Genomic DNA, 19,009 nt, shown 5'->3' on the forward strand with positions numbered 1-19,009 from the left:
GTTATCCTTTACTTCCACCGTTAGTGAGGCCGCTGACCAGCGTTTTTTGTAACCAGATAGCGATAAACAGAGGCGGGACCGAGGCGAGAATGCCGACGGCGGCTACCAGGCCATCGTCGGTGGCGCGTCCGGCGGTGAACCCGGCGATAGTGACCGGCAGGGTCTGGGCCGCGATATTGCTGGTAAACAAGAGCGAATAGAAAAACTCATCCCACGCCAGCAGCCAGCCAAATAGCGCCGAGGCGCCGAGCATCGGTTTCGCCAGCGGTAGGGTGATGCGCAGCAGCACCTGCCACACCCGCAGCCCGTCGAGGCGCGCAGCCTGCTCGATATCCTGCGGCAGCGCGTCAAACTGGTTTTTCACCATCCAGGTGAGGAACGGCATAATCAGTGAGCAGTAGACCAGCACCAGCCCGCTGCGGGTGTTGAGCAGCCCGAAGTGTTCGAGAATAAAGTACAGCGGCAGGACGAAGGCTACCGGCGGCACCATGTAAATCCCCAGCCCGGCATACAGCCAGCCGTCGCGACCAGGATAGCGCGAGAAGCTGAAGGCGGCGGGCACCGCCAGCAGCAGCGAGACCAGCGTCGCCCCGGCGGCGACCAGCAGGCTGTTGCGCAGCGCGGGTAAAAATAGCGCCCCCGGCTCGCCGGGTTGCAGGGAGAGCAGGCGGCCGTAGCGGCTAAAGTCCCACTCTCGCGGCAGCCACTCCAGCGGCACGCGGGTCAGATCGGCCGGCGTGCTGACGCTCATTAAAAATAGCCACAGCATCGGCGCGAGGATTGACAGGGCGACCAGCAGCGCCGCCAGATAGCGCAGCAGAGTGCGGATTTTACGCTTCATATTCGGTGCTCCGGCGGCGCTGGCGCAGCAGCATAAACAGATACAGGGCGATCAGCAGGGCGCACATCAGGGTCATCAGTATGGCGTAGGCCGCGCCGCTGCCCGCCCGCAGATAGCTGAAGGACTCCTGATAGACGAAAAAGCTGAGGGTTTTGGTGCTGTCGAGCGGGCCGCCACGGGTCATCACGTAGATGATATCGAACACCTTGAAGGCGTCGATGGTGCGCAGCACCAGCGCCACGCCCAGCGGGGCGGCGATGGCCGGGAAGGTGATGGCGCGAAAGCGCCGCCACGATCCGGCCCCGTCGAGGCGCGCCGCCTCGTACAGATCCTCAGGAATGGACTGCAGCGCCGCCAGCACCAGCAGCGTGACCAGCGGATAGTTTTTCCAGATATCCGCCAGCATCACCGCATTCAGCGCCGAGTCCGGCGACCCCAGCCAGCTGCGATAGCCGTCGATGATCCCCAACTGGGTGAGCAGCGCGTTAACGCTGCCGTAGTCCGGGTTAAAGTTAAGCCGCCACATCATCGCGTTAACGATGGTCGGCAGCGCCCAGGGCAATATCACCAGCACCCGCAGGATATTGCGTCCGACAAAGCGCTGATTGAGCAACAGCGCGACCAGCACGCCGATAACGCCCTCAATGGCGACGGAAACCACGGTAAAGTAGAGCGAACGGGCGAAAGCGGCGCGAAAATCCGGGTCGGTCAGGGCATAGAGATAGTTCTCCAGCCAGACGTAGTTCGTCGCCTCGCCGTTTCCCACCAGCGCGGTATCGGTAAAGCTCAGCCACAGGGTGCGCGCCAGCGGCCAGGCCGTCAGCAGGAACATCGCGACCAGCATGGGTGCCAGCAGCACCCATGCCTGACGACGCTCGCGTTGTTGCAAGCTCAGCATCAAAGCTCCTTAACGCAGGCGGGCCGCGCTTTTATCAACGGTCTGCATGGCGGCTTCCGGGGCTTCTTTACCCTGAAGCACCGCCTGAAGCTGCTGCTGCAGGGTGTTGGAGAGCCGCGAATAGTCGGCGGTTTCCGGGCGCGAGAGCATCACGTTCAGCGATTTATCCGCGGCGGCGATCAGGCTCTCCTGGCCCTGGGCGACCGCCGGGTCGTGGTAGGAGGATTTCCACACCGGCAGGCTGAGCTTGGCGTATTTATCCTGCACCGGCTGCGAGGTCAGGTAGTGGATGTACTGCCACGCCTGCTCCGGATGCTGGCTGGCTTTGGCAATGCCTAAGCCCATCGAGCCGTTGACGGCGCCGGCCCTGTCCGGGGTATCGCCGGGGGCGGGAATAATGCCGACGTCGCCGGCGACTTTACTCTGTTTGGGGTCGTTGGCCATGTTGTACATATAGGTCCAGTTCAGGGCGAACGCCGCGTCGCCGTTGGAGAAGGCTTTACGCACGTCCTCCTCGAGATATTCGCGCGAGGCGGGGTTGGTCAGGCCGTCGTCCAGCGATTGCTTCATCAGCGTGACCGCTTTTAGCGAAGCCGGCGTCGAGAAGTCGAGCTTGCCGTCCTGGTAGAACTTGCCGCCGAAGCCGGAGACGAGGGTGGTGTAGTCGCAGACCAGGGCCTCCGCCTGGGACCAGCTCCAGACCAGCGGGTATTTCACCACGCCTTTATCTTTAAGAATTTTGGCGTCGTCCAGCACCTGCTGCCAGGTGGTTGGCACCTGCTTGATACCCGCTTTTTCGAGCATGGCTTTGTTGTAGTAGAGATACTTGGTGTCGAGGATCCACGGCATCCCGAGGGTTTTGCCTTTGTAGACCACGGTATTCATTGCGCCAGGGAACACCTTCTCCCGCTCGTCGGCGGGGATCCGCGCCGAGACGTCCTGCAGCAGGTCGAAGCGGCTAAACTCCGCCGGCCAGATGGCATCGAAGAGCACCACGTCATAGCCGTTACCGCCGGCGCCGCGCGCGGCGACGATCTTGTCATGCAGCGCTTCATAAGGGACGAACTCGAGGTTGATCTTAATATCCGGGTTCTGCTTTTCGAAGTCGGCGGTCATCGCACGAATATCGTTTTCGCTGTACGCCGCCTGGGTCATAAACAGGGCGTTGACCTGGGTGGTGGCCGCGGCCGCGCTGCCGCTGATGACGAGCATAGCCAACAGACCGGCCTTCACCCGAAGTGTGCTGTGGTATTTCATGTGGCTCTCCGCTGTACTGGGAAAAAGGGGTTATGATTTATTAAATCAATTTGATTGATTTAATCGGGGCGACAATACAGCCGTAAGGTCATTCGTGGCCCTTGGCATAAGCGTAGCAAAGCCTGTGCCATGCGAAAGTCGGCCCGAGAATGTGATTGCGGGATTTGTGACGAGGGCTAGAATTGCAGCATCAGGCGCCTGGGAAAGGCAAGGAAGGGAAAGGATGAAAACATCGGGAACAAACCTTGAGCACGCGCGGGTGCACAACCGGCGGGTGGTGATTGAAGCCGTGCGCCTGCACGGCAAATTAACCCGCGCGGAGCTGGCGCGCCTTACCGCGCTGACTCCGCAAACGGTCTCTAATATTGTCGCCGAGCTGCAGCAGATGGAGATCCTCACCAGCCACGCGCCGCGACGGGCGGCGGGGCGCGGCCAGCCCGCGGTGCCGGTGAGCCTCAACCCCTCCAGCGCGTGGTCTATCGGCATTCATCTCGATCACCAAACGCTGATCGTGGTGTTGGTCGATCTCACCGGCGAGATCCATTTTCGCCGGCACATTTTGGTGCAAAAGCCCCAGCCTGGTGCCACCTTTGCGCGCATCGGCGAGGTGATACAGGAGCTACGGACGCTGCCGGGGCTCGACTGGGGCCGGGTGCTGGGGATCGGCGTGGTGATGCCCGGTCCCTTTGGCGTGGAGGGGATCTCATCCACCGGGCCGACGACCCTTAACGGCTGGGAGGGCGTGGACGTCGAAGCCGAGCTGGCGCGGCTTAGCGGTCTGCCGGTGACGCTCGAAAACGACGCGACGGTGGCGGCCATCGGCGAGCGTTTTCACGGCGTTGCCCGCCACCTGAACTCCTTTGTCTATCTCTATATCGGCACCGGGCTGGGCGCCGGTATTTTTACCGACGGCCATATTTATACCGGGCATGCGCATAACGCCGGGGAGGTCGGGCATATCGTCGTCCAGCCCGGCGGCCGGACGTGCTACTGCGGCAATCAGGGCTGCCTTGAGCGCTATGTCTCGCTGCAGGCGGCCTATGAGTTCTGCGGCCTTGACCCCTATCGGGCGCTACCGGAAGATCTGCTGGCGGTAGATGAGGCGCTGTTTGACCGCTGGATTGACAGCGCGCTGCCGCCGCTGCGCCAGGCGATCAACCTGCTGGAGTGCGTCTTTGATGCCGAAATGGTGGTGGTAGGCGGGACGATGCCGGCGCCGCTGCTGGAAAAAGTGCTGGCGCGCCTGCCGCCGCTGTATCAGTCGGTGCGCGGGCGCTACCTGACGGGGATGCGGGTGAAAATGGGGATGACCGGCACCGATACTGCCGCGCTCGGCGCCGCCGCGTTGCCTATTTTCGATGAGTTTAACCCGCAGTTTCAGGCGCTGATGAAGTAGCCCGGCGGCCGCTAGCGGGGCCGTCGGGACTATGGCTGAGGGGTGAGCAGGGCCTGGGCCGTCAGCTCGTCGGTAATCAGCCCGCGCAGCAGGCCGCTGGCCAACACCGCGCGCAGGGCCGGCACTTTTGCCGCGCCGCCGACGAGGGCCACAATGTTGTCCCGGCCGTGCGGATCCAGCGGTACCGCCAGCGTTCTGGCGGTGAGGCTGTTATCGATGCGCTGCCCGCGCGCGTCAAAGAAGTGGCCGAGCATCTCGCCCACCGCGCCGGATGCGGAGATCTCGTGCATCTCCTGGGCTTCCAGCATCCCGGCTTCCACCAACTGAGCCGCCGGTTCCACGGTGCCGATGCCTACCAGCTTCAGCGTGCTCGCCGCCGCCATTGCAAATATCTGGCTAACGCCGCGCTGGGAGAGCAGCACGTCACGGTCTTCCACGGTGTTGGCAAAAAACGGCACCGGCATAATATAGGCCCTGGCCCCGGTTTTTTCGGCGATACGGTGCATGACGTCGTGCTGATTGAGCGCGTAGTTGCGGGTCAGGCAGCCGAGCAGCGAGACAAAGCGCACCCGCTGCGCGTCGAGACGCGGCAGTTGGTGGATGGCGGCCGACAGCGTGCGCCCGTGGCCCAGTCCGATGGTTATATCCGGATTGTTCGCCAGCACCGTGCGCAGATAGTCCGCCCCCGCCACTCCCAGGGCGCGCACCGGCAGCCCCTCTTCGGCGACGTCCGGCGCCACGCGGCAGAAATCGAGCCCGTAGTCGCGACGCAGGCGCGACTCCAGCTCCACGCAGCCGACAATATCGCCATCAATCGTCACCTTCACCGCGCCTTCCGCCACCGCGCGGGCGATCAGGCGATGGGTTTTGACCGACGGTAAACCGAGGCGTTTGGCCACCTCGGCCTGGGTGAGCCCGCCCACGTAGTGGAGCCAGGCCGCCCGCAGGCTCAGGGAGTCTTCGCCGTCGGTAAGAGAGGTTAATTTCATCTTCTCAGGCTTTTGACAGCGGCAGGCGATGGATCTGCAGTACCGCCTTCGCTGCTTCCTGGCCCTTTTTCACGAAGTGCTCACGATAAAAATCGATAAATTCGGCGGCAGGCTGGAAGTTGTGCGGCGTCAGAGAGACCGAGAACATCGGCACTTCCGTTGCCAGCTGCGCCTGCATCAGGCCGCTGACCACCGCCTGGGCTACGAAATCATGGCGATAGATCCCGCCGTCAACCACCAACGCGGCGCAGACGATGGCATCATAGCTGCCGCTTTTCGCCAGCCGCTGGGCCAGCAGCGGCATTTCAAACGCCCCAGGGACATCCCAGCTCTCGACGGCGTAATCCGCCTGCTGACGATCCAGCTCCTGGCGGAAACCGGTCTCGGCCTGGCTGACGATATCCGCGTGCCAGTTGGCTTTGATAAAGGCGACTCTTAACGATGGCATGACTCACTCCTGTTAAACGGCCGGCATCGGGCGATGCGGACCCAATCATTTAGACCAGCAGATCCTCGACTCCGCTATCGATATAGGGGGCCCAAAAGGCCACGCTTTCAGCGATATCGGCGACAACCTGGCTATCGGTCGGTTCGCGTTCTTTAAAACTGAGCTCAAGGCAGATCTCGTTATCCTCGGCGCCGCCGCGCCTGAGCGCGTCGAGCAGCGGTTCGGGTTGGATCCGTCCGTTAACATTATACTGTAATGTAAAGGGTCGATGCCCGCCTTTATCCAACATGCTTTGTTTAATATGGATAATCGGCGAGTCGCGGGGGACGGTTTCGGCCCAGGCGTAGGGGTCATAGTCGCGCGGGTCGGGGGAGGTGACGTCGCCGTGGTCAATATCCGCCATCATCCGCATCGGCAGCGCCATTCCCGCGGCGGCCAGCCGCGCCTGCAGCGCCCGGCAGGCGGCAAGGGTTTCGCCAAACTCGCGTCCGACGCTCATCGGCTCCCAGAACAGATACTGCAGCCCCGCCGCCTTCGCATGCTCCGCAACCTCCGCCCAGCACTCAGCCGCCGCGTTGATTAACGCCTCCCGCCGCCGCGCATCGGCGTAGTCGCGGTAGGTAAAAATGGCAAACTGGGAGCCGACGGCGCGGCCGCCGAGTTCCGCCGTGATATCGGCAAAAGTTTTAAACCAGTCAATATAGTAGCGGCGCACGGCGGGGTCGGGATGGCCAAAGTGGTTCAGCCGCCCGTAGGGGCCGGTCATCCCGGAGGTGACGCGCACGCCGGTTTTGCCCAGCGCCGCGCGCATTCTCCGCGTCATCCGGGTGATGGTCGGTGCGGGCCATCCGGGATTGATAAACTCGTGGGTCAGCTGCAGATCGCGGATGCGAATCCGCCGCGCCACGGTATCAATCAGATCCTCAGGCTCGGCAAAACGGTTAACCAGCGGATTGGTATTCAGGGACAAAGTCAGCGCCATTATGCTCTCCTTAACCGGCCCGGGCGCGGGGCGGCGCCTCGGCAAGAGGCACGAAGCTCATGGCGAACCAGTCGTTAAAGCACTGCTGCTGCTGCTCGGTCAGGTGCAGCCGATGCTTGGTTCGTCGCCACAAAATATCCTCCGCCTGTTGGGCCCACTCGTTTTCGACCAGATAGCGGACTTCGGCTTCGTAGAGCAAGCCGCCAAAATGCTGCCCCAAATCCTGCAGGCCGCGGGCGTTACCCAGCAGCCGCGGCAGCCTGGCGCCGTACAGCCGGGCGTAGTGCCCGCGCAGCGCCGCCGGCAGCCAGGGGAACTGCTCTTTTAGCGTCTGCAGGAAGGTGTCAAAGTCGGCGTTGGCGATTTCGCCTCCGGGCAGCGTGGCGCCGCGGGTCCAGTCGCCCCCCATCTGCGGGAAATAGGGCGCGAGCTTTTGTACGGCGTGTTCGGCCAGTTTGCGGAAGGTAGTGATTTTGCCGCCGAAGATATGCAGTATCGGCAGCTGCTGCTCATCATCAAGGTCGAAAACGTAGTCGCGGGTCACTGCGGAGGGGTTGCCCTTGCCGTCGTCAAACAGCGGACGAACGCCGGAGAAGCGGGCGATCACATCCTCAGCCCGCAGCTTGATTTTGAAATAGCGGTTAACGGCGTCAATCAGATACTGCTGCTCGCGGTCGTCGGCGCTGACGGAGTCGGCGTCGCCCTCCCAGGGAATATCGGTAGTGCCGATCAGCGCTTTATCGCCTTCATAGGGATTGATAAAAATCACCCGCTTATCGTGGTTTTGGATCAGGTACGCCTGCTGTCCCTGCCAAAACTTATCGACGATGATATGCGAGCCCTTCACCAGCCGGACGCTACGCCTGCTGCGGGTGTGGGTGACCTGAGTAATGATATCCAGCACCCACGGGCCGGCGGCGTTGACCAGCGCCCTGGCGCGGACGGTTTCCTGCGCACCGGTCAGCGTATTCTGCAGGGTAATTTCCCAGGCGCCCTCGGCGCGTTTTGCCGCGATGCAGCGGGTGCGGGTCAGGATGGTGGCGCCGCGCTCGGCGGCGTCCCGGGCATTGAGCACCACCAGCCGGGCGTCATCAACCCAGCAGTCTGAGTACTCGAAGCCCTTAGCATACTGGTCGAGAACGGGATCGCCCTGCGGGTCGCGGTGTAAATCGAGGGTGCGGGTGCCGGGGAGCTTTTTGCGCCCGCCGAGGTTGTCGTAGAGAAACAGGCCGAGGCGGACCAGCCACGCCGGACGATCGATCGGGCTGTGCGGCAGGACGAAGCGCATTGGCCAGATGATGTGTGGCGCGGACTGCAGCAGGACCTCGCGTTCGATCAGCGCTTCCCGTACCAGGCGGAACTCATAGTACTCGAGGTAGCGCAGCCCGCCGTGCACCAGCTTGCCGGATCGCGACGAGGTGCCCTGCGCCAGATCGTCCTTCTCGCACATCATGACCGACAGGCCGCGTCCGGCGGCGTCGCGCGCGATGCCCGCGCCGTTGATGCCGCCGCCAATGACAAATAAATCGAGGATCTTTTCACTCATTTAGGGACTCCATTAATCCGGTTAACGGCCCGCGCCCGGCTGCCGCAGGGCGTGCCAGACCGGCGGCAGTTCGCTGCGAACCTGCTGGTAGCTGTGAAAAAGGTGCTGATAGCGTGCAACCAGCGCGGGAGAGGGGGCTTCCGGGGCGTCCAGCAGCGGCGTCACCCAGGTTTCAACGCAGCGCGCCATGGTGGGATAGGCGCCGATAGCGACCGCTGCCATCATCGCCGCGCCCGCGGCGCCGGCCTCTTCCCGGCGGCTGCTGCGAACCGGCACGCCGACGCAGGCCGCGAGGATCTGCCGCAGCTGCGGGGAGCGAATGGCCCCGCCGGTGAGCCGCAGCTCTCCGGGCATGCTGTGGCCCATGGCCTGATAGCAGTCGCGGGCGGCAAAACCGATCCCCTCAATCACCGCCCGCACCATGTCGCCGAAGCCGTGGCTGTAGCTCAGCCCGACAAAGCTGGCGCGGGCCTCGGCGTTGACGAAGGGGCCGCGCTCGCCGGCTTCGGAAATATAGGGGTGATAAAGCAGACTGCCGGGCTGCGCCTCGCTCAGCCAGCGGTCGATATGGCCCACCAGCCTGGCGTGGTCGACCTCGCAGCCGAAGTCGTTGAGCAGGTCGCTGGCGACGTGCAGCAGCCAGTCGAGGTTGAGGGTTGAGGCCATGTTGGTCTGCACCTGGGTGACGTAGCCCGGCCAGGGAAGGGGGATGACGTATCCGGTTTGCTGCGGGTTGAGCCAGACCTCGGCGGTGGGGAGCGCGCGCAGGTGCACCCCGGTTGAGCCGACGATGGAGCAGGCGCTGTTTGCCGCCCCGGTATGCACCCCGGCGCCGAGCGCGGTCATCGCCATATCGACGTAGCCGAGGCTCACGGGAGTGCCAGCCCGCAGGCCGGTGGCCGCCGCGGCCTCGGCGCTAAGCGGATGGGTCGTTTGCGTCCCGTCGACGATCTCCGGCAGTAAGTGGCGACGGTGCTCGAGCTCCAGCGCGGCGATGGCCTGTGGATCGTAGCGTCCGGTGCGGAAGTTGCCGAAGGTGAAGCTGGCTTCCGAAGGGTCGGTGGCGCGCACGCCGGTCAGGTTAAGATAGAGCCAGTCTTTACAGTGCAGGGCCACTTCGCTCTTATTCAGCAGCTCGGGATGGCAGCGATCCATATGCGCCATTTGCGATCCCTGCTGGCAGGTGCTCAAACCGGTTCCCGTCGCCTCAAAGCGCGCGCGCGCCAGCGGCGAACGCTTCAGCCGCTCAACCGTCGGCGCCGCTCGGGCGTCGAGCCAAATCCAGGCGTCGTCAACCGGTCGGTTTCCGGCACCCACCAGCCAGGTGCCGTCGCCCTGGCCGGTGACCGCCACGGCGACCACGCGGGCGGCGAGGTTATCGATACGTTCGCCCAGCCGGCGTATGGCGTCGACCGCATCCTCCCAGGTCTTGCTCATCGACTGCAGCGCGGCGCCGCCTTCCGCCCGGCGATAGCTGTTGCGCGCGGAGGCGCAGCCCAGCTGCTCCCCTTCGAGATCGAAAGCCACCGCTTTGACCACCGAGGTGCCCGAATCCAGCCCCAGAATAATGTCGCGATTATCCATCGATACCTCCGCAGCGCCGATCTATTCCTCGTGGAAGAAGGGAGAGAATGTTCATCTGTCGTCACCAGTGTGTTAATTAAGTGTGATTGTTTTGATAAATAACTTCATACACCATCTATCACATACTTAACACTACTGATGTATTATTTTTCCTCATATGTAATAAATTTCAGTTGAGAAAGCGGTGACGATCACGGTTTTAACGTTAACCTGGCGATCGATAGCCCTGGATATTTTCCATTTCTGCCTTGCATGACCCATCATTCAGCCAATTTCCCGCTGCGGTAAAATTTTCGATCCAGATCGCGCTCTGTAGAAAAAATTCAAACCCATGTTGACAATAGTGCAACAAACGAACAATTCTCATCACATATAGTTATCGTATTTATAACACTACGGCGTGCTACTCGCGTCAAAGCTAACTCTCTGTGAGGTCAACATTATGTCCGGTGTTTCCGCCCTCTCTGCCCGGCACTCGCGTCAGCGCATTCGCCGCTACGCGCTAACCGGCCTCGCCGTCGCGGCGGCCATCGCCGCCATTGCGGCAGATACCAAAGTCGTCAGAACAGGCTCCGGCGCAGCGGCCGAGGCGCAGGGGTTCTCTGCCGAAACCTATGGCGACAAAACTTTCCCCGACATTAAGCGCGCCGTTGAAAGCCGCGCGGTGGAGGCGAGCGAGCTGGCTGCTGCGTTAAAGGCCGACCCGCAGGCGGCGATAAAAAAATATGGCGTTGGCGCCACGCTGCCGGTGATGGCAGTGCGTTTTCAGGGCGCGGTGGGCGACGAGAAGTCGGGGATCTTTAGCGTCGCGGTGCCCGGGCTCCCCGAAGGGTGGAAGGTTCGCCTGCAGACGGGGCCGGTGCTCACCGGCACCGAGCTGCGGGACGCCACCGGCAGCATCCAGTTTGGTGATTTTACTAACCAGATTGAGTACCAGAACGCCGGCGCGGCCCTCAACCGGACGCTGAAGGCGACGCTGCTGGATACCCTCGATCGCCAGGCGCTCCCCGGCAAGCAGGTCGCGGTCGTCGGCGTGTTTCGGCTGCTGACGCCCAATAACTGGCTGGTCACGCCGGTTAGCCTGGAGGTGAAATGAAACAACCCAAACTGCATCCGGCGCTGCTGAAGGGCGAGATTATTCTCTCGGCGCGCAACGTGAGTAAAGTCTACGGCTCCACCCACGCCCTCAAAGGCGTCAACTTTGATATTCGCCGCGGTGAGGTCACTACGCTGTTTGGAGAAAACGGCGCCGGAAAATCGACGCTGATGAAAATACTCTCCGGCGTGATTACGCCAAGCAGCGGCGAAATCGTGCTCGACGGTCAGGTGAAGGTCTTCAGCTCCGCCAGCGATGCGCGGGACAGCGGCATTTCGATTATCCACCAGGAACTGAACCTCGCGCCGAACATGAACGTTCGCGACAACATCTTTATTGGCCGCGAAATCATGAAGCCGGGCGGCGTCGATTATGCCGAAGAGACGTGGCTGACCGCCCACCTGATGAAGTCGCTGGAGGAGGGGATTGAGCCGCTGACGCTGGTGGAAAATTTACGTCTTGGCCAGCAGCAGATCGTGGAGATTGCGCGGGCGCTGTCGGTGGATTCGCAGATCCTGATTATGGATGAACCGACCTCAGCGCTGAGCGCCGCGGAGGTCAGCGTGCTGTTCCAGGTGATTCGCGATCTCACCAGCCAGGGAGTGGCGATTGTCTACATCTCCCACCACCTGGAGGAGGCGCTGGAGATAACCGACCGCGCGGTGGTGCTACGCGACGGCGTAATGACGGCCTGGGCCCGCCGGGATGAGATCGACCTCGACTGGGTGGTGCGCAACATGGTGGGCGACAGCTTCGATCTCGGCTCGCCGCCTGAGGGCTATGCGTTCGGTGAAACCGCGCTGGCGGTCAACGACCTGACGGTAAAAGGCAAAGCCGGAATTCGGCTGGTGGACAACCTGTCGCTGACGGTACGCGCCGGGGAGATCGTCTGCATTTATGGCCTGATGGGGGCCGGGCGGACCGAGCTAATGGAGTGCATCGCCGGGCGCTTAAGGCAGTCGGCAGGGACGATTTCGCTGCGCGACGGTGACGTCTCGGGCCTGTCGATTGCGCAGCGCATCGCCAGCGGCCTGGCGCTGGTGCCTGAAGATCGCCAGCGCGACGGGCTGGTGCAAACCATGTCGGTGGGGGAAAACCTGACCCTCGCCAGCATCGGCGAGTTTATTCGCGGCATGGTGCTCTCCACGCGGCGGGAAAAGCAGCTTATTAACGACAGCATCCGCAGCGTGACGGTAAAAACGGCCGGCGGGGAGGCGGCGATCGGCTCGCTCTCCGGGGGGAATCAACAGAAGGTGGTGATCGGCAAAATGCTCGCTACCCGGCCAAAGGTGATTTTACTCGATGAGCCCAGCCGCGGGATCGATATCGGCGCCAAAGCCGAGGTCTTTCGGCTGCTGGCGGAGAACGCCAGGCAGGGGCTGGCGGTGATCTACTCCACCTCGGAAGTGGGGGAGTGCCTAAGCATTGCCCACCGTATTGTGGTGATGAGCAAAGGCCGGATTACGGCCGTGTTTGACGCCAACGTAAGCAAAGAACGCATCATGGCGGCCTCCGGCGAGTCGCTGGTGGCATGAAAATAAAACCTGGAGTAGAAACCATGACCGACAGAACTCAGTCGTTAAGCCTCGCTACGCCGCTGGCGCGCGCAGGACGGGTAAATAAAGGGATGAGCGTGGCGCGTATCCTGCTGGAGGGGCGCGCCTTTTTCGCCCTGCTGCTGATTATCGCCGTGTTCTCATTCCTGTCGCCGAACTATTTAAGCGGCGCCAACTTTCTCACCATGGCCTCGCACGTCGCCATTTTTGGCCTGCCGGCGATTGGCATGCTGCTGGTTATTCTCAACGGCGGTATCGATTTGTCCGTGGGCTCCACGCTGGGCCTGGCGGGGGTCTGCGCCGGCTATATGATGCAGGGCATTCATCTTGATGCGGCCGGCGTGGTGCTCTATCTGCCGGTGTGGGCGGTGGCGCTCCTGACTCTTGCCGTCGGGGCGCTGGTGGGGTTGATCAACGGGGTGCTGATCGCCTGGTGCCGGGTGCCGGCGTTCGTCGCCACGCTTGGCTCGCTATACGTGGCCCGTGGCGTGGCGCTGCTGATGACCAACGGCCTGACCTACAACAAACTCTCCGGCGCGGCGGAGCTGGGGAATACCGGCTTCGACTGGCTGGGATTCAACCGTATTTTTAACATTCCTGTCGGCGTTCTGGTGCTGGGGGCGGCGGCGCTGGCCTGCGGCTTCTTGCTGAGCCGTACCGCTTTTGGCCGCTGGCTGTACGCCTGCGGCGGTAACGAGCGCGCCGCTGAGCTATCCGGCGTGCCGGTTAAGCGCGTCAAAATCAGCGTCTACGTGCTGTCGGGTGTTTGCGCGGCGATGGCCGGGCTGGTGCTCTCTTCGCAGCTGACCTCCGCCGGGCCCACCGCCGGAACCACCTACGAGCTGACGGCGATCGCCGCGGTGGTGATTGGCGGCGCGGCGCTGACCGGCGGGCGCGGCAACGTGCGCGGCACCCTGTTGGGGGCTTTCGTTATCGGCTTCCTCTCCGACGGCCTGGTGATTATTGGCGTCTCCGCCTACTGGCAGACGGTCTTTACCGGCGCGGTGATCGTGCTGGCGGTGCTGCTGAATACCCTGCAATACGGCCGTCGCGGCCGCTAGCTCGAAACTTGTCCGCAGCGGAGGCCGGGTCGTATCCGTTCTGACGTTAATCCGTAACCTGTACCCTAAAAATAACGGAGCACTACCACTATGATGTTTGATAACAGCAAGCGTTTTATCCTCGTTGCCGCCACCGCGGCGTTAACCGCCTTCTCTGCGCCAACGTGGGCCGACGGGCTGATGACGATTATCGTTAATGACCCCTCCAACCCCTACTGGCTGGCGGAGGGGCAGGTGGCGCAGAAGACGGCGGAGAAGCTTGGCTACACCGCGAAAGTCAGCGCTCATAAAGGTGATACCAATACCGAAAGCCAGCTGATTGATACGGCGATCACCAATAAATCAAAAGTGATTATCCTCGACCCGGCGAACGCCGACGGCTCTATCGGCTCGGTGAAAAAAGCCATTGCCGCCCACATCCCGGTGTTTATTATCAACGCCGAGCTGAATCAAAGCGGGCTGGCAAAAGCGCAGCTGGTGTCCAATAACGCGCAGGGCGCCGCGCTGGGGGCCCAGCAGTGGGTGCAGCAGGTTGGCGACAGCGGCGACTACGTCGAGCTGAAGGGGCCGCCGTCCGATAACAACGCTGCCACCCGCGCCAACGGCTTCGAAACCGTGCTCGGCCAGTATCCGGACCTCAAGAAGGTCGGCTCGGAGGTGGCTAACTGGGATCGCACCCAGGGCTTTAACAAGATGCAGTCCCTGCTGCAGGCCAATCCGAACCTTAAGGGCGTCATCAGCGGTAACGATGAGATGGCGCTCGGCGCGATCGCCGCGCTGAAGGAGGCCGGAAAGCTCAAGCAGGTGACGGTCGGTGGCTTTGACGGCTCCCCAGACGCGGTCGATGCGGTGAAGGAGGGGAGCCTGGCCTATACCGTGATGCAGCCGGTGGCGACCTTTACCGCCAAAGCGGTGGAGCAGGCCGATACGTTCCTGAAAACGGGCAAGACCGGCGCTGCGGCGGAGAAGCAGCTTTTTGACTGCATCCTGATAACCAAAGATAACGCCGCGAAGATGACCTCACCGTTTATCCTCTCCGAATGACCGCGTAGTCTCCGCATTGGGGCGCTCGCCGCCCCTTTGCGCGAAAGCCGCTTGAAGTATGGCGGCTATAGCGCTGTAATTGACGCTGTTCAGGCCCTTTACCGATCTCTTTATGGACGAACTATGACGCAATTTACTCAGGATCATTCCCTCAACGCTTTTCTGGCGGAAGGGCTGCCAGGCGATAGCCGACAGGCTCGCCAGCGCGCGCGTCGCCAGCTGATTGTCGAAGCCGTCATGGTCGAAGGGGCGATTCGGATTGAGGATATTACCGAGCGCTTTGGCATTAGCCTGATGACCGCCCATCGCGATATCGACGAGCTGGTCGAGCGCGGCCTGCTGCATAAATCCCGCGGGGTGGTGTCGGCGACGCCCACCAGCCTGGTGGAGTCCAGCGATATCTACCGCTCAACCCGCCAGTTGGAAGAGAAGCAGGCTATCGCCGAGGTGGCGGTCAGCTACCTGGAGCCGGGGCAGTCCAGTTTTCTCGACGACTCCACCACTGTCTTTCAGATGGCGCGGCTGCTGCCCGCCAGGGCGCCGCAGACCATCATCACCAACTCGCTGACCCTCATGGGCGAGCTCAAGGGCCTGCCGGATATCACCCTGCTTGGCCTGGGCGGACAGCTGCACAACTGGTGCAACGCCTTTATGGGGCACATGACGCGCAGCGAGATTGCCGGGCTGCGTGCGGATATGTTTTTCCTCAGCATGTCGGCGATCGTGGACGACGCCGTATTTCATCAATCTGCCGAAATGGTCGAAACCAAGCGCGCGATGTTTGAATCGGCGCAGCAGCGTATTCTGCTGATGGATCACACCAAGTTCGAGCGCCGGGCGCTGCACCGGTTCGCCGACCTCAGCGAGTTTGACGTGGTGATTGTGAATCAGGGGATCCCTCTCCCGGCGCTCAACCGGATGCGCGAGCTGGGGGTGAACGTGGTGGTGGCACCGATGAAGCCGACGGCGTCGCTGAAGTAAATCCGCCGCGGCAGCGCCCCGCAGGCGCTTCGTTTACCTCGCGTTTCTGGCAAAGCTAAGTCATTTAAATACTTTGTTATTTTCCGTGTTATCTCACATCTTCGAAGGATAAAAGATAACGCGGAAACGGTATTTGCGGTAATGACCAAAAAAACGTCTGTCTATTTGCACCCGCAGCAGCGCGACCTGATCCACCAGCTTTCACGCAGCCGCTTATGGCGCAGCGAACTTCCGACCTGGCTCCTGATTATCACCATCTACGGCGGCTGGTTTGCCACCCTCGTATACTGGCAAACGCTGGGGCTGCTGCCGGCAACGCTGCTGCTGATCTGGTTTAGCGCCTGGTATATGTCTTTACAGCATGAGCTGATACACGGCCATCCGACGCGCTGGCCGCGGCTGAATCAGCTGCTGGGCATCCTGCCGCTGGCGGTGTGGTATCCCTACGGCCTGTACCGAGATTCCCACCTCGCGCACCACGATAATCACCATCTCACGCTGCCGGTCGATGACCCCGAATCCTACTATTTTACCGCCGAGAGCTGGCGGCGTTTCGCGCCCTGGCAGCGGCGGGTGATTCATCTGCGCAACACCTTTATCGGGCGGCTGCTGCTGGCGCCGCTGCTGGATATTGCGCAAACGCTCCTCAGCGCGTGGCGCGCCTTTCGCCTGCGTCAGAAGGCGGCGATGGCGATGTGGGCTACCCACGGCCTGCTGCTGGCCGGCCTGTTTACGCTGATGGCGCACGTTGAGTTCTCGCCGCTCTATTTTGTCGCCGTCGTCAGCTATCCGGCGCTGGCGCTCACCAAGGTTCGTTCCTTCCTTGAGCATCGGGCCGCCGACGATCCGCTGGCGCGCTCGGTGATTAATGAAGCGGGGCTACCGTGGCGGGTGCTGTTTCTTAACCTCAACTATCATTCAGTCCATCACGACCTGCCGGGGGTTCCCTGGTACGGATTGCGTAAACTCTATTTGCTCGAACGGGAGAGCTATCGGCAGCGTAACCACGGCTTTGTGGTGCGCGGCTATGGCGAATGGCTGCGGCGCTTTTCGTTTCGCGCGGTAGCGGTGAACGCCCATCCCGGCGTAAAAAAGCGGCCTGGCGCGGGGGAGAACCATGAATAACGTTGTCGATTTTCCCATGTACGCGGTTAATCATGAAGAGACGCGGGCGCTGTGGCTGGCGCTGCGCGAGATCCTCGCGGCCCGCGGGGTGACGGTGGCCGACCTGCCGACCCGCTGGCCCCGGGATGAGCTGCTGAGCCACTGGCGCGATCCGCAGCTGCTGCTGAGCCAGACCTGCGGCTATCCGCTGGTCACCCGACTTCCGGAGGTGCAGATCGTCGGCTGCTTTCACTACGCGGCGGAGGGCTGTGAAGGGGCGAACTACCGCAGCCTGCTGGTGAGCCAGGAGGCGAACCGGCATCGGACGCTGGCGGATTTTCGCCATCGACGGGCGGTGTGCAATTCGCCAGATTCGCAGTCCGGCTACAATGCGCTGCTGGAAAGGGTGGCGCCCTTGGCCGAGAGCGGGCGGTTTTTTTCCGCCGTGCGCTGGAGCGGCAGCCACCGCCGGTCGCTGATTGAATTACGGCAGGGAACGGCTGATATCGCGGCGATTGACTGCGTCAGCTGGGCGCTGCTGCAGCGCCACGACCCCGCGCTGCTTGCCGGACTGTGCGTTATCGGACGCAGCCCGTCGGCGCCGGGGCTGCCGCTGATAAGCAGCAAGGATACGCCGCCGGCGACGATGGCGCTCCTGCGCGAGGCGCTGCATCAGCTGGTCAGCGGGGAGCAGTACCGGGATATTTGCCGGGCGCAGCTGATCGACGACTTTAGCGTCGTGACGCGCCGGCCCTATGCGCAGCTGCTGGCGTGGCGCGCCGAGGCGGCGACAAGGGGCGTGACCCAACTGTAGTCGGGTGAAGGAGGCCGGGCCTCCTTCGGCGTAGGCTAGCGCGGAGCCGGCGCGGTAAAGCGGTTTTCCGCCGCCGGCAGCCCGAGCTTCTCCCGCAGTGTGCCCGACGGGTAGCTGGTGCGCATCGCGCCGTTGCGCTGCAGGATCGGCACCACCTGGTCGACAAAGCGATCGAAATCCCCCGGCAGCAGCGGGAACATCAGGTTAAATCCGTCCGCCGCTCCGGCGCGCCAGGTGGCGGTCAGCGCATCGGCGACCTCTTCCGCGCTGCCGATAAGCAGCCAGCTGTCGGAGCTTTGCAGCAGCAGGCGCCCTAGCTGCAGAACGGTCAGGCTGGGATCGTAGTGGCGGATAAGCCGCAGCGCGGTGCGGATGCCGTCAAACGTCGCCTCGTCCGGCAGCGGCGGCAGGGGCTGGTCCGGCGAGTGGGCGCTTAAATCCATCCGCAGGTAGGACGAGAGCAGGTCTATCGCCATCTGGTCGCTCATCAAACGCTCGTTAAGCCGCTGGCGCTCCTCCTTCTCGGCGTCGGAATTGACCACCACGGGCAGAACGCCGGCGATGATTTTAAAGTGCGCCGGATCGCGACCGTAGTCCCGCAGCCGCTGGTTCATCTCCTGACGATAGGCCAGCCCCTCTGCAATGGATTTAATAAACACGAAGTGCATATCTGACCACGCCGCGGCGAGGTTTTTCCCCGCCTCGGAAGATCCGGCCTGGACCAGCAGCGGATGACCCTGCGGCGGGCGCGGGACGTTGAGCGGCCCGCGGACGTTAAAGAACTCGCCGCGATGGTTGAGGTGGTGCACTTTAGGCGCATCGGCAAACAGGCCGCTCGTTTTGTCATACAGCACCGCATCGTCCTCCCAGGAGTCCCAAAGCCGGGTGACGACATCGATAAACTCCCCGGCGCGCTGGTAGCGGTTGCCGTGCTGCGGAAGCTGGTCGAGGCCGAAATTCGCCGCTTCCTCTTCCAGCCACGAGGTGACCACGTTCCAGCTCGCCCGGCCGCCGCTGAGAAAGTCCAGCGAGGCAAAGTAGCGGGCGAGGTTGTAGGGCTCGTTGTAGGAGGTGGAGGCGGTTGCCATCAGGCCGATATGCTCGGTCACGGCGGCAAGGGCGGCGAGCAGGGTGATGGGCTCCAGCCGCGCGTTGGCGTAGTGGGTTAAGCCGCTGGGCACCGTATCCCAGATGGCAATGTGGTCGGCGACGAAAATGGCGTCGAGGGTGGCGGCCTCGGCCCTCTTCGCCAGCTCCGCGTAGTAGCCGAGGGTAAAAATTTCTTTGCCCGGTGCCTGAGGATGGCGCCATGAGAAGCGGTAATCCCCCTGCGGATTGAAGAAAAACAGGTTCAGAATCATATGATTTTCAGACATGTGCGGCTCTTTTGCGGTTATTGCCGATCCCTGGCA

At 62.4% G+C, this 19,009-nt stretch carries 17 protein-coding genes; 8 read left to right on the forward strand and 9 right to left on the reverse strand.

The features are described from left to right. Position 1 precedes the first annotated feature (1 nt). Genes GVK32_RS12840 through GVK32_RS12850 form a run of 3 tightly spaced genes read right to left on the reverse strand, consistent with a single transcriptional unit; the run spans position 2 to position 2,996 of the window. Entirely contained in the window at positions 2–841 is an 840-nt protein-coding gene (locus GVK32_RS12840; RefSeq protein WP_123709047.1) for a carbohydrate ABC transporter permease, read from the reverse strand. Next, a complete protein-coding gene (locus tag GVK32_RS12845; protein WP_159868183.1) occupies positions 831–1,739 on the reverse strand; it encodes a carbohydrate ABC transporter permease in 909 nt (302 codons plus the stop codon). Before GVK32_RS12845 ends, GVK32_RS12840 begins: the two co-directional genes overlap by 11 nt. Before the next feature lie 9 nt (positions 1,740–1,748). Then, positions 1,749–2,996 carry an extracellular solute-binding protein gene (locus GVK32_RS12850; RefSeq protein ID WP_159868186.1) on the reverse strand — a complete coding sequence of 416 codons (1,248 nt, stop codon included), beginning with the start codon at positions 2,994–2,996 and terminating at the stop codon, positions 1,749–1,751. A gap of 223 nt (positions 2,997–3,219) precedes the next feature. Between GVK32_RS12850 and GVK32_RS12855 the strand changes: the two genes are divergently transcribed. Then, entirely contained in the window at positions 3,220–4,392 is a 1,173-nt protein-coding gene (locus GVK32_RS12855; RefSeq protein WP_159868189.1) for an ROK family transcriptional regulator, read from the forward strand. A 29-nt stretch (positions 4,393–4,421) separates the two neighbouring features. Here the strand turns inward: GVK32_RS12855 and GVK32_RS12860 are convergent, their stop codons facing one another. Genes GVK32_RS12860 through GVK32_RS12880 form a run of 5 tightly spaced genes read right to left on the reverse strand, consistent with a single transcriptional unit; the run spans position 4,422 to position 9,941 of the window. Beyond that, complete coding sequence (locus GVK32_RS12860) at positions 4,422–5,381, reverse strand: sugar-binding transcriptional regulator (RefSeq protein WP_159868191.1); 960 nt, start codon at positions 5,379–5,381, stop codon at positions 4,422–4,424. A gap of 4 nt (positions 5,382–5,385) precedes the next feature. Beyond that, positions 5,386–5,829: a 6,7-dimethyl-8-ribityllumazine synthase gene (locus GVK32_RS12865; protein WP_159868194.1), complete on the reverse strand. Its 444-nt coding sequence runs from the start codon at positions 5,827–5,829 to the stop codon at positions 5,386–5,388. Between the two features lie 49 nt (positions 5,830–5,878). Continuing rightward, positions 5,879–6,811, reverse strand: a complete 933-nt coding sequence (locus GVK32_RS12870; protein WP_159868197.1) for a sugar phosphate isomerase/epimerase — start codon at positions 6,809–6,811, stop codon at positions 5,879–5,881. Between the two features lie 10 nt (positions 6,812–6,821). Further along, positions 6,822–8,357: a glycerol-3-phosphate dehydrogenase gene (locus tag GVK32_RS12875; protein WP_159868200.1), complete on the reverse strand. Its 1,536-nt coding sequence runs from the start codon at positions 8,355–8,357 to the stop codon at positions 6,822–6,824. A 21-nt stretch (positions 8,358–8,378) separates the two neighbouring features. Then, on the reverse strand, positions 8,379–9,941 hold the full coding sequence (locus GVK32_RS12880) for an FGGY-family carbohydrate kinase (protein ID WP_159868203.1): 1,563 nt from the start codon (positions 9,939–9,941) through the stop codon (positions 8,379–8,381). 442 nt (positions 9,942–10,383) lie between these two features. Between GVK32_RS12880 and GVK32_RS12885 the strand changes: the two genes are divergently transcribed. The 7 genes from GVK32_RS12885 (at position 10,384) to GVK32_RS12915 (ending at position 17,597) form a co-directional block, all read left to right on the forward strand. Further along, positions 10,384–11,037, forward strand: a complete 654-nt coding sequence (locus GVK32_RS12885) for a DUF2291 family protein (RefSeq protein ID WP_159868206.1) — start codon at positions 10,384–10,386, stop codon at positions 11,035–11,037. Next, positions 11,034–12,572: a sugar ABC transporter ATP-binding protein gene (locus GVK32_RS12890; protein WP_159868209.1), complete on the forward strand. Its 1,539-nt coding sequence runs from the start codon at positions 11,034–11,036 to the stop codon at positions 12,570–12,572. The genes GVK32_RS12885 and GVK32_RS12890 overlap by 4 nt, the downstream gene beginning before the upstream one ends. Before the next feature lie 23 nt (positions 12,573–12,595). After that, complete coding sequence (locus GVK32_RS12895; RefSeq protein ID WP_159868212.1) at positions 12,596–13,654, forward strand: ABC transporter permease; 1,059 nt, start codon at positions 12,596–12,598, stop codon at positions 13,652–13,654. Positions 13,655–13,747: 93 nt separating this feature from the next. Beyond that, positions 13,748–14,698: a D-ribose ABC transporter substrate-binding protein gene (locus GVK32_RS12900; RefSeq protein WP_159868370.1), complete on the forward strand. Its 951-nt coding sequence runs from the start codon at positions 13,748–13,750 to the stop codon at positions 14,696–14,698. Positions 14,699–14,821: 123 nt separating this feature from the next. Beyond that, positions 14,822–15,679, forward strand: coding sequence for a DeoR/GlpR family DNA-binding transcription regulator (locus GVK32_RS12905; protein ID WP_159868215.1), 858 nt, complete (start codon positions 14,822–14,824; stop codon positions 15,677–15,679). A gap of 141 nt (positions 15,680–15,820) precedes the next feature. After that, entirely contained in the window at positions 15,821–16,804 is a 984-nt protein-coding gene (locus GVK32_RS12910) for a fatty acid desaturase (protein ID WP_159868218.1), read from the forward strand. Next, a complete protein-coding gene (locus GVK32_RS12915; protein ID WP_159868221.1) occupies positions 16,797–17,597 on the forward strand; it encodes a phosphate/phosphite/phosphonate ABC transporter substrate-binding protein in 801 nt (266 codons plus the stop codon). The genes GVK32_RS12910 and GVK32_RS12915 overlap by 8 nt, the downstream gene beginning before the upstream one ends. A gap of 35 nt (positions 17,598–17,632) precedes the next feature. Here GVK32_RS12915 and GVK32_RS12920 read toward each other — a convergent pair whose 3' ends face one another. Next, positions 17,633–18,973: an LLM class flavin-dependent oxidoreductase gene (locus GVK32_RS12920; RefSeq protein ID WP_159868224.1), complete on the reverse strand. Its 1,341-nt coding sequence runs from the start codon at positions 18,971–18,973 to the stop codon at positions 17,633–17,635. Positions 18,974–19,009: the final 36 nt, after the last annotated feature.

The sequence above is a fragment of the Klebsiella sp. 18074 genome (genome assembly GCF_902705905.1).
Taxonomy (GTDB): Bacteria; Pseudomonadota; Gammaproteobacteria; order Enterobacterales; family Enterobacteriaceae; genus Klebsiella; species Klebsiella terrigena.

What these genes read in the sequence shown, in the direction of transcription:
- GVK32_RS12900 (WP_159868370.1), top strand. Translation starts at nt 13,748, where the DNA reads ATGTTTGATAACAGCAAGCGTTTTATCCTCGTTGCCGCCACCGCGGCG.
- GVK32_RS12855 (WP_159868189.1), top strand. Translation starts at nt 3,220, where the DNA reads ATGAAAACATCGGGAACAAACCTTGAGCACGCGCGGGTGCACAACCGG.
- GVK32_RS12880 (WP_159868203.1), bottom strand. Translation starts at nt 9,941, where the DNA reads ATGGATAATCGCGACATTATTCTGGGGCTGGATTCGGGCACCTCGGTG.
- GVK32_RS12840 (WP_123709047.1), bottom strand. Translation starts at nt 841, where the DNA reads ATGAAGCGTAAAATCCGCACTCTGCTGCGCTATCTGGCGGCGCTGCTG.
- GVK32_RS12870 (WP_159868197.1), bottom strand. Translation starts at nt 6,811, where the DNA reads ATGGCGCTGACTTTGTCCCTGAATACCAATCCGCTGGTTAACCGTTTT.
- GVK32_RS12890 (WP_159868209.1), top strand. Translation starts at nt 11,034, where the DNA reads ATGAAACAACCCAAACTGCATCCGGCGCTGCTGAAGGGCGAGATTATT.
- GVK32_RS12885 (WP_159868206.1), top strand. Translation starts at nt 10,384, where the DNA reads ATGTCCGGTGTTTCCGCCCTCTCTGCCCGGCACTCGCGTCAGCGCATT.
- GVK32_RS12910 (WP_159868218.1), top strand. Translation starts at nt 15,821, where the DNA reads ATGACCAAAAAAACGTCTGTCTATTTGCACCCGCAGCAGCGCGACCTG.
- GVK32_RS12850 (WP_159868186.1), bottom strand. Translation starts at nt 2,996, where the DNA reads ATGAAATACCACAGCACACTTCGGGTGAAGGCCGGTCTGTTGGCTATG.
- GVK32_RS12865 (WP_159868194.1), bottom strand. Translation starts at nt 5,829, where the DNA reads ATGCCATCGTTAAGAGTCGCCTTTATCAAAGCCAACTGGCACGCGGAT.
- GVK32_RS12895 (WP_159868212.1), top strand. Translation starts at nt 12,596, where the DNA reads ATGACCGACAGAACTCAGTCGTTAAGCCTCGCTACGCCGCTGGCGCGC.
- GVK32_RS12860 (WP_159868191.1), bottom strand. Translation starts at nt 5,381, where the DNA reads ATGAAATTAACCTCTCTTACCGACGGCGAAGACTCCCTGAGCCTGCGG.
- GVK32_RS12905 (WP_159868215.1), top strand. Translation starts at nt 14,822, where the DNA reads ATGACGCAATTTACTCAGGATCATTCCCTCAACGCTTTTCTGGCGGAA.
- GVK32_RS12875 (WP_159868200.1), bottom strand. Translation starts at nt 8,357, where the DNA reads ATGAGTGAAAAGATCCTCGATTTATTTGTCATTGGCGGCGGCATCAAC.
- GVK32_RS12920 (WP_159868224.1), bottom strand. Translation starts at nt 18,973, where the DNA reads ATGTCTGAAAATCATATGATTCTGAACCTGTTTTTCTTCAATCCGCAG.
- GVK32_RS12845 (WP_159868183.1), bottom strand. Translation starts at nt 1,739, where the DNA reads ATGCTGAGCTTGCAACAACGCGAGCGTCGTCAGGCATGGGTGCTGCTG.
- GVK32_RS12915 (WP_159868221.1), top strand. Translation starts at nt 16,797, where the DNA reads ATGAATAACGTTGTCGATTTTCCCATGTACGCGGTTAATCATGAAGAG.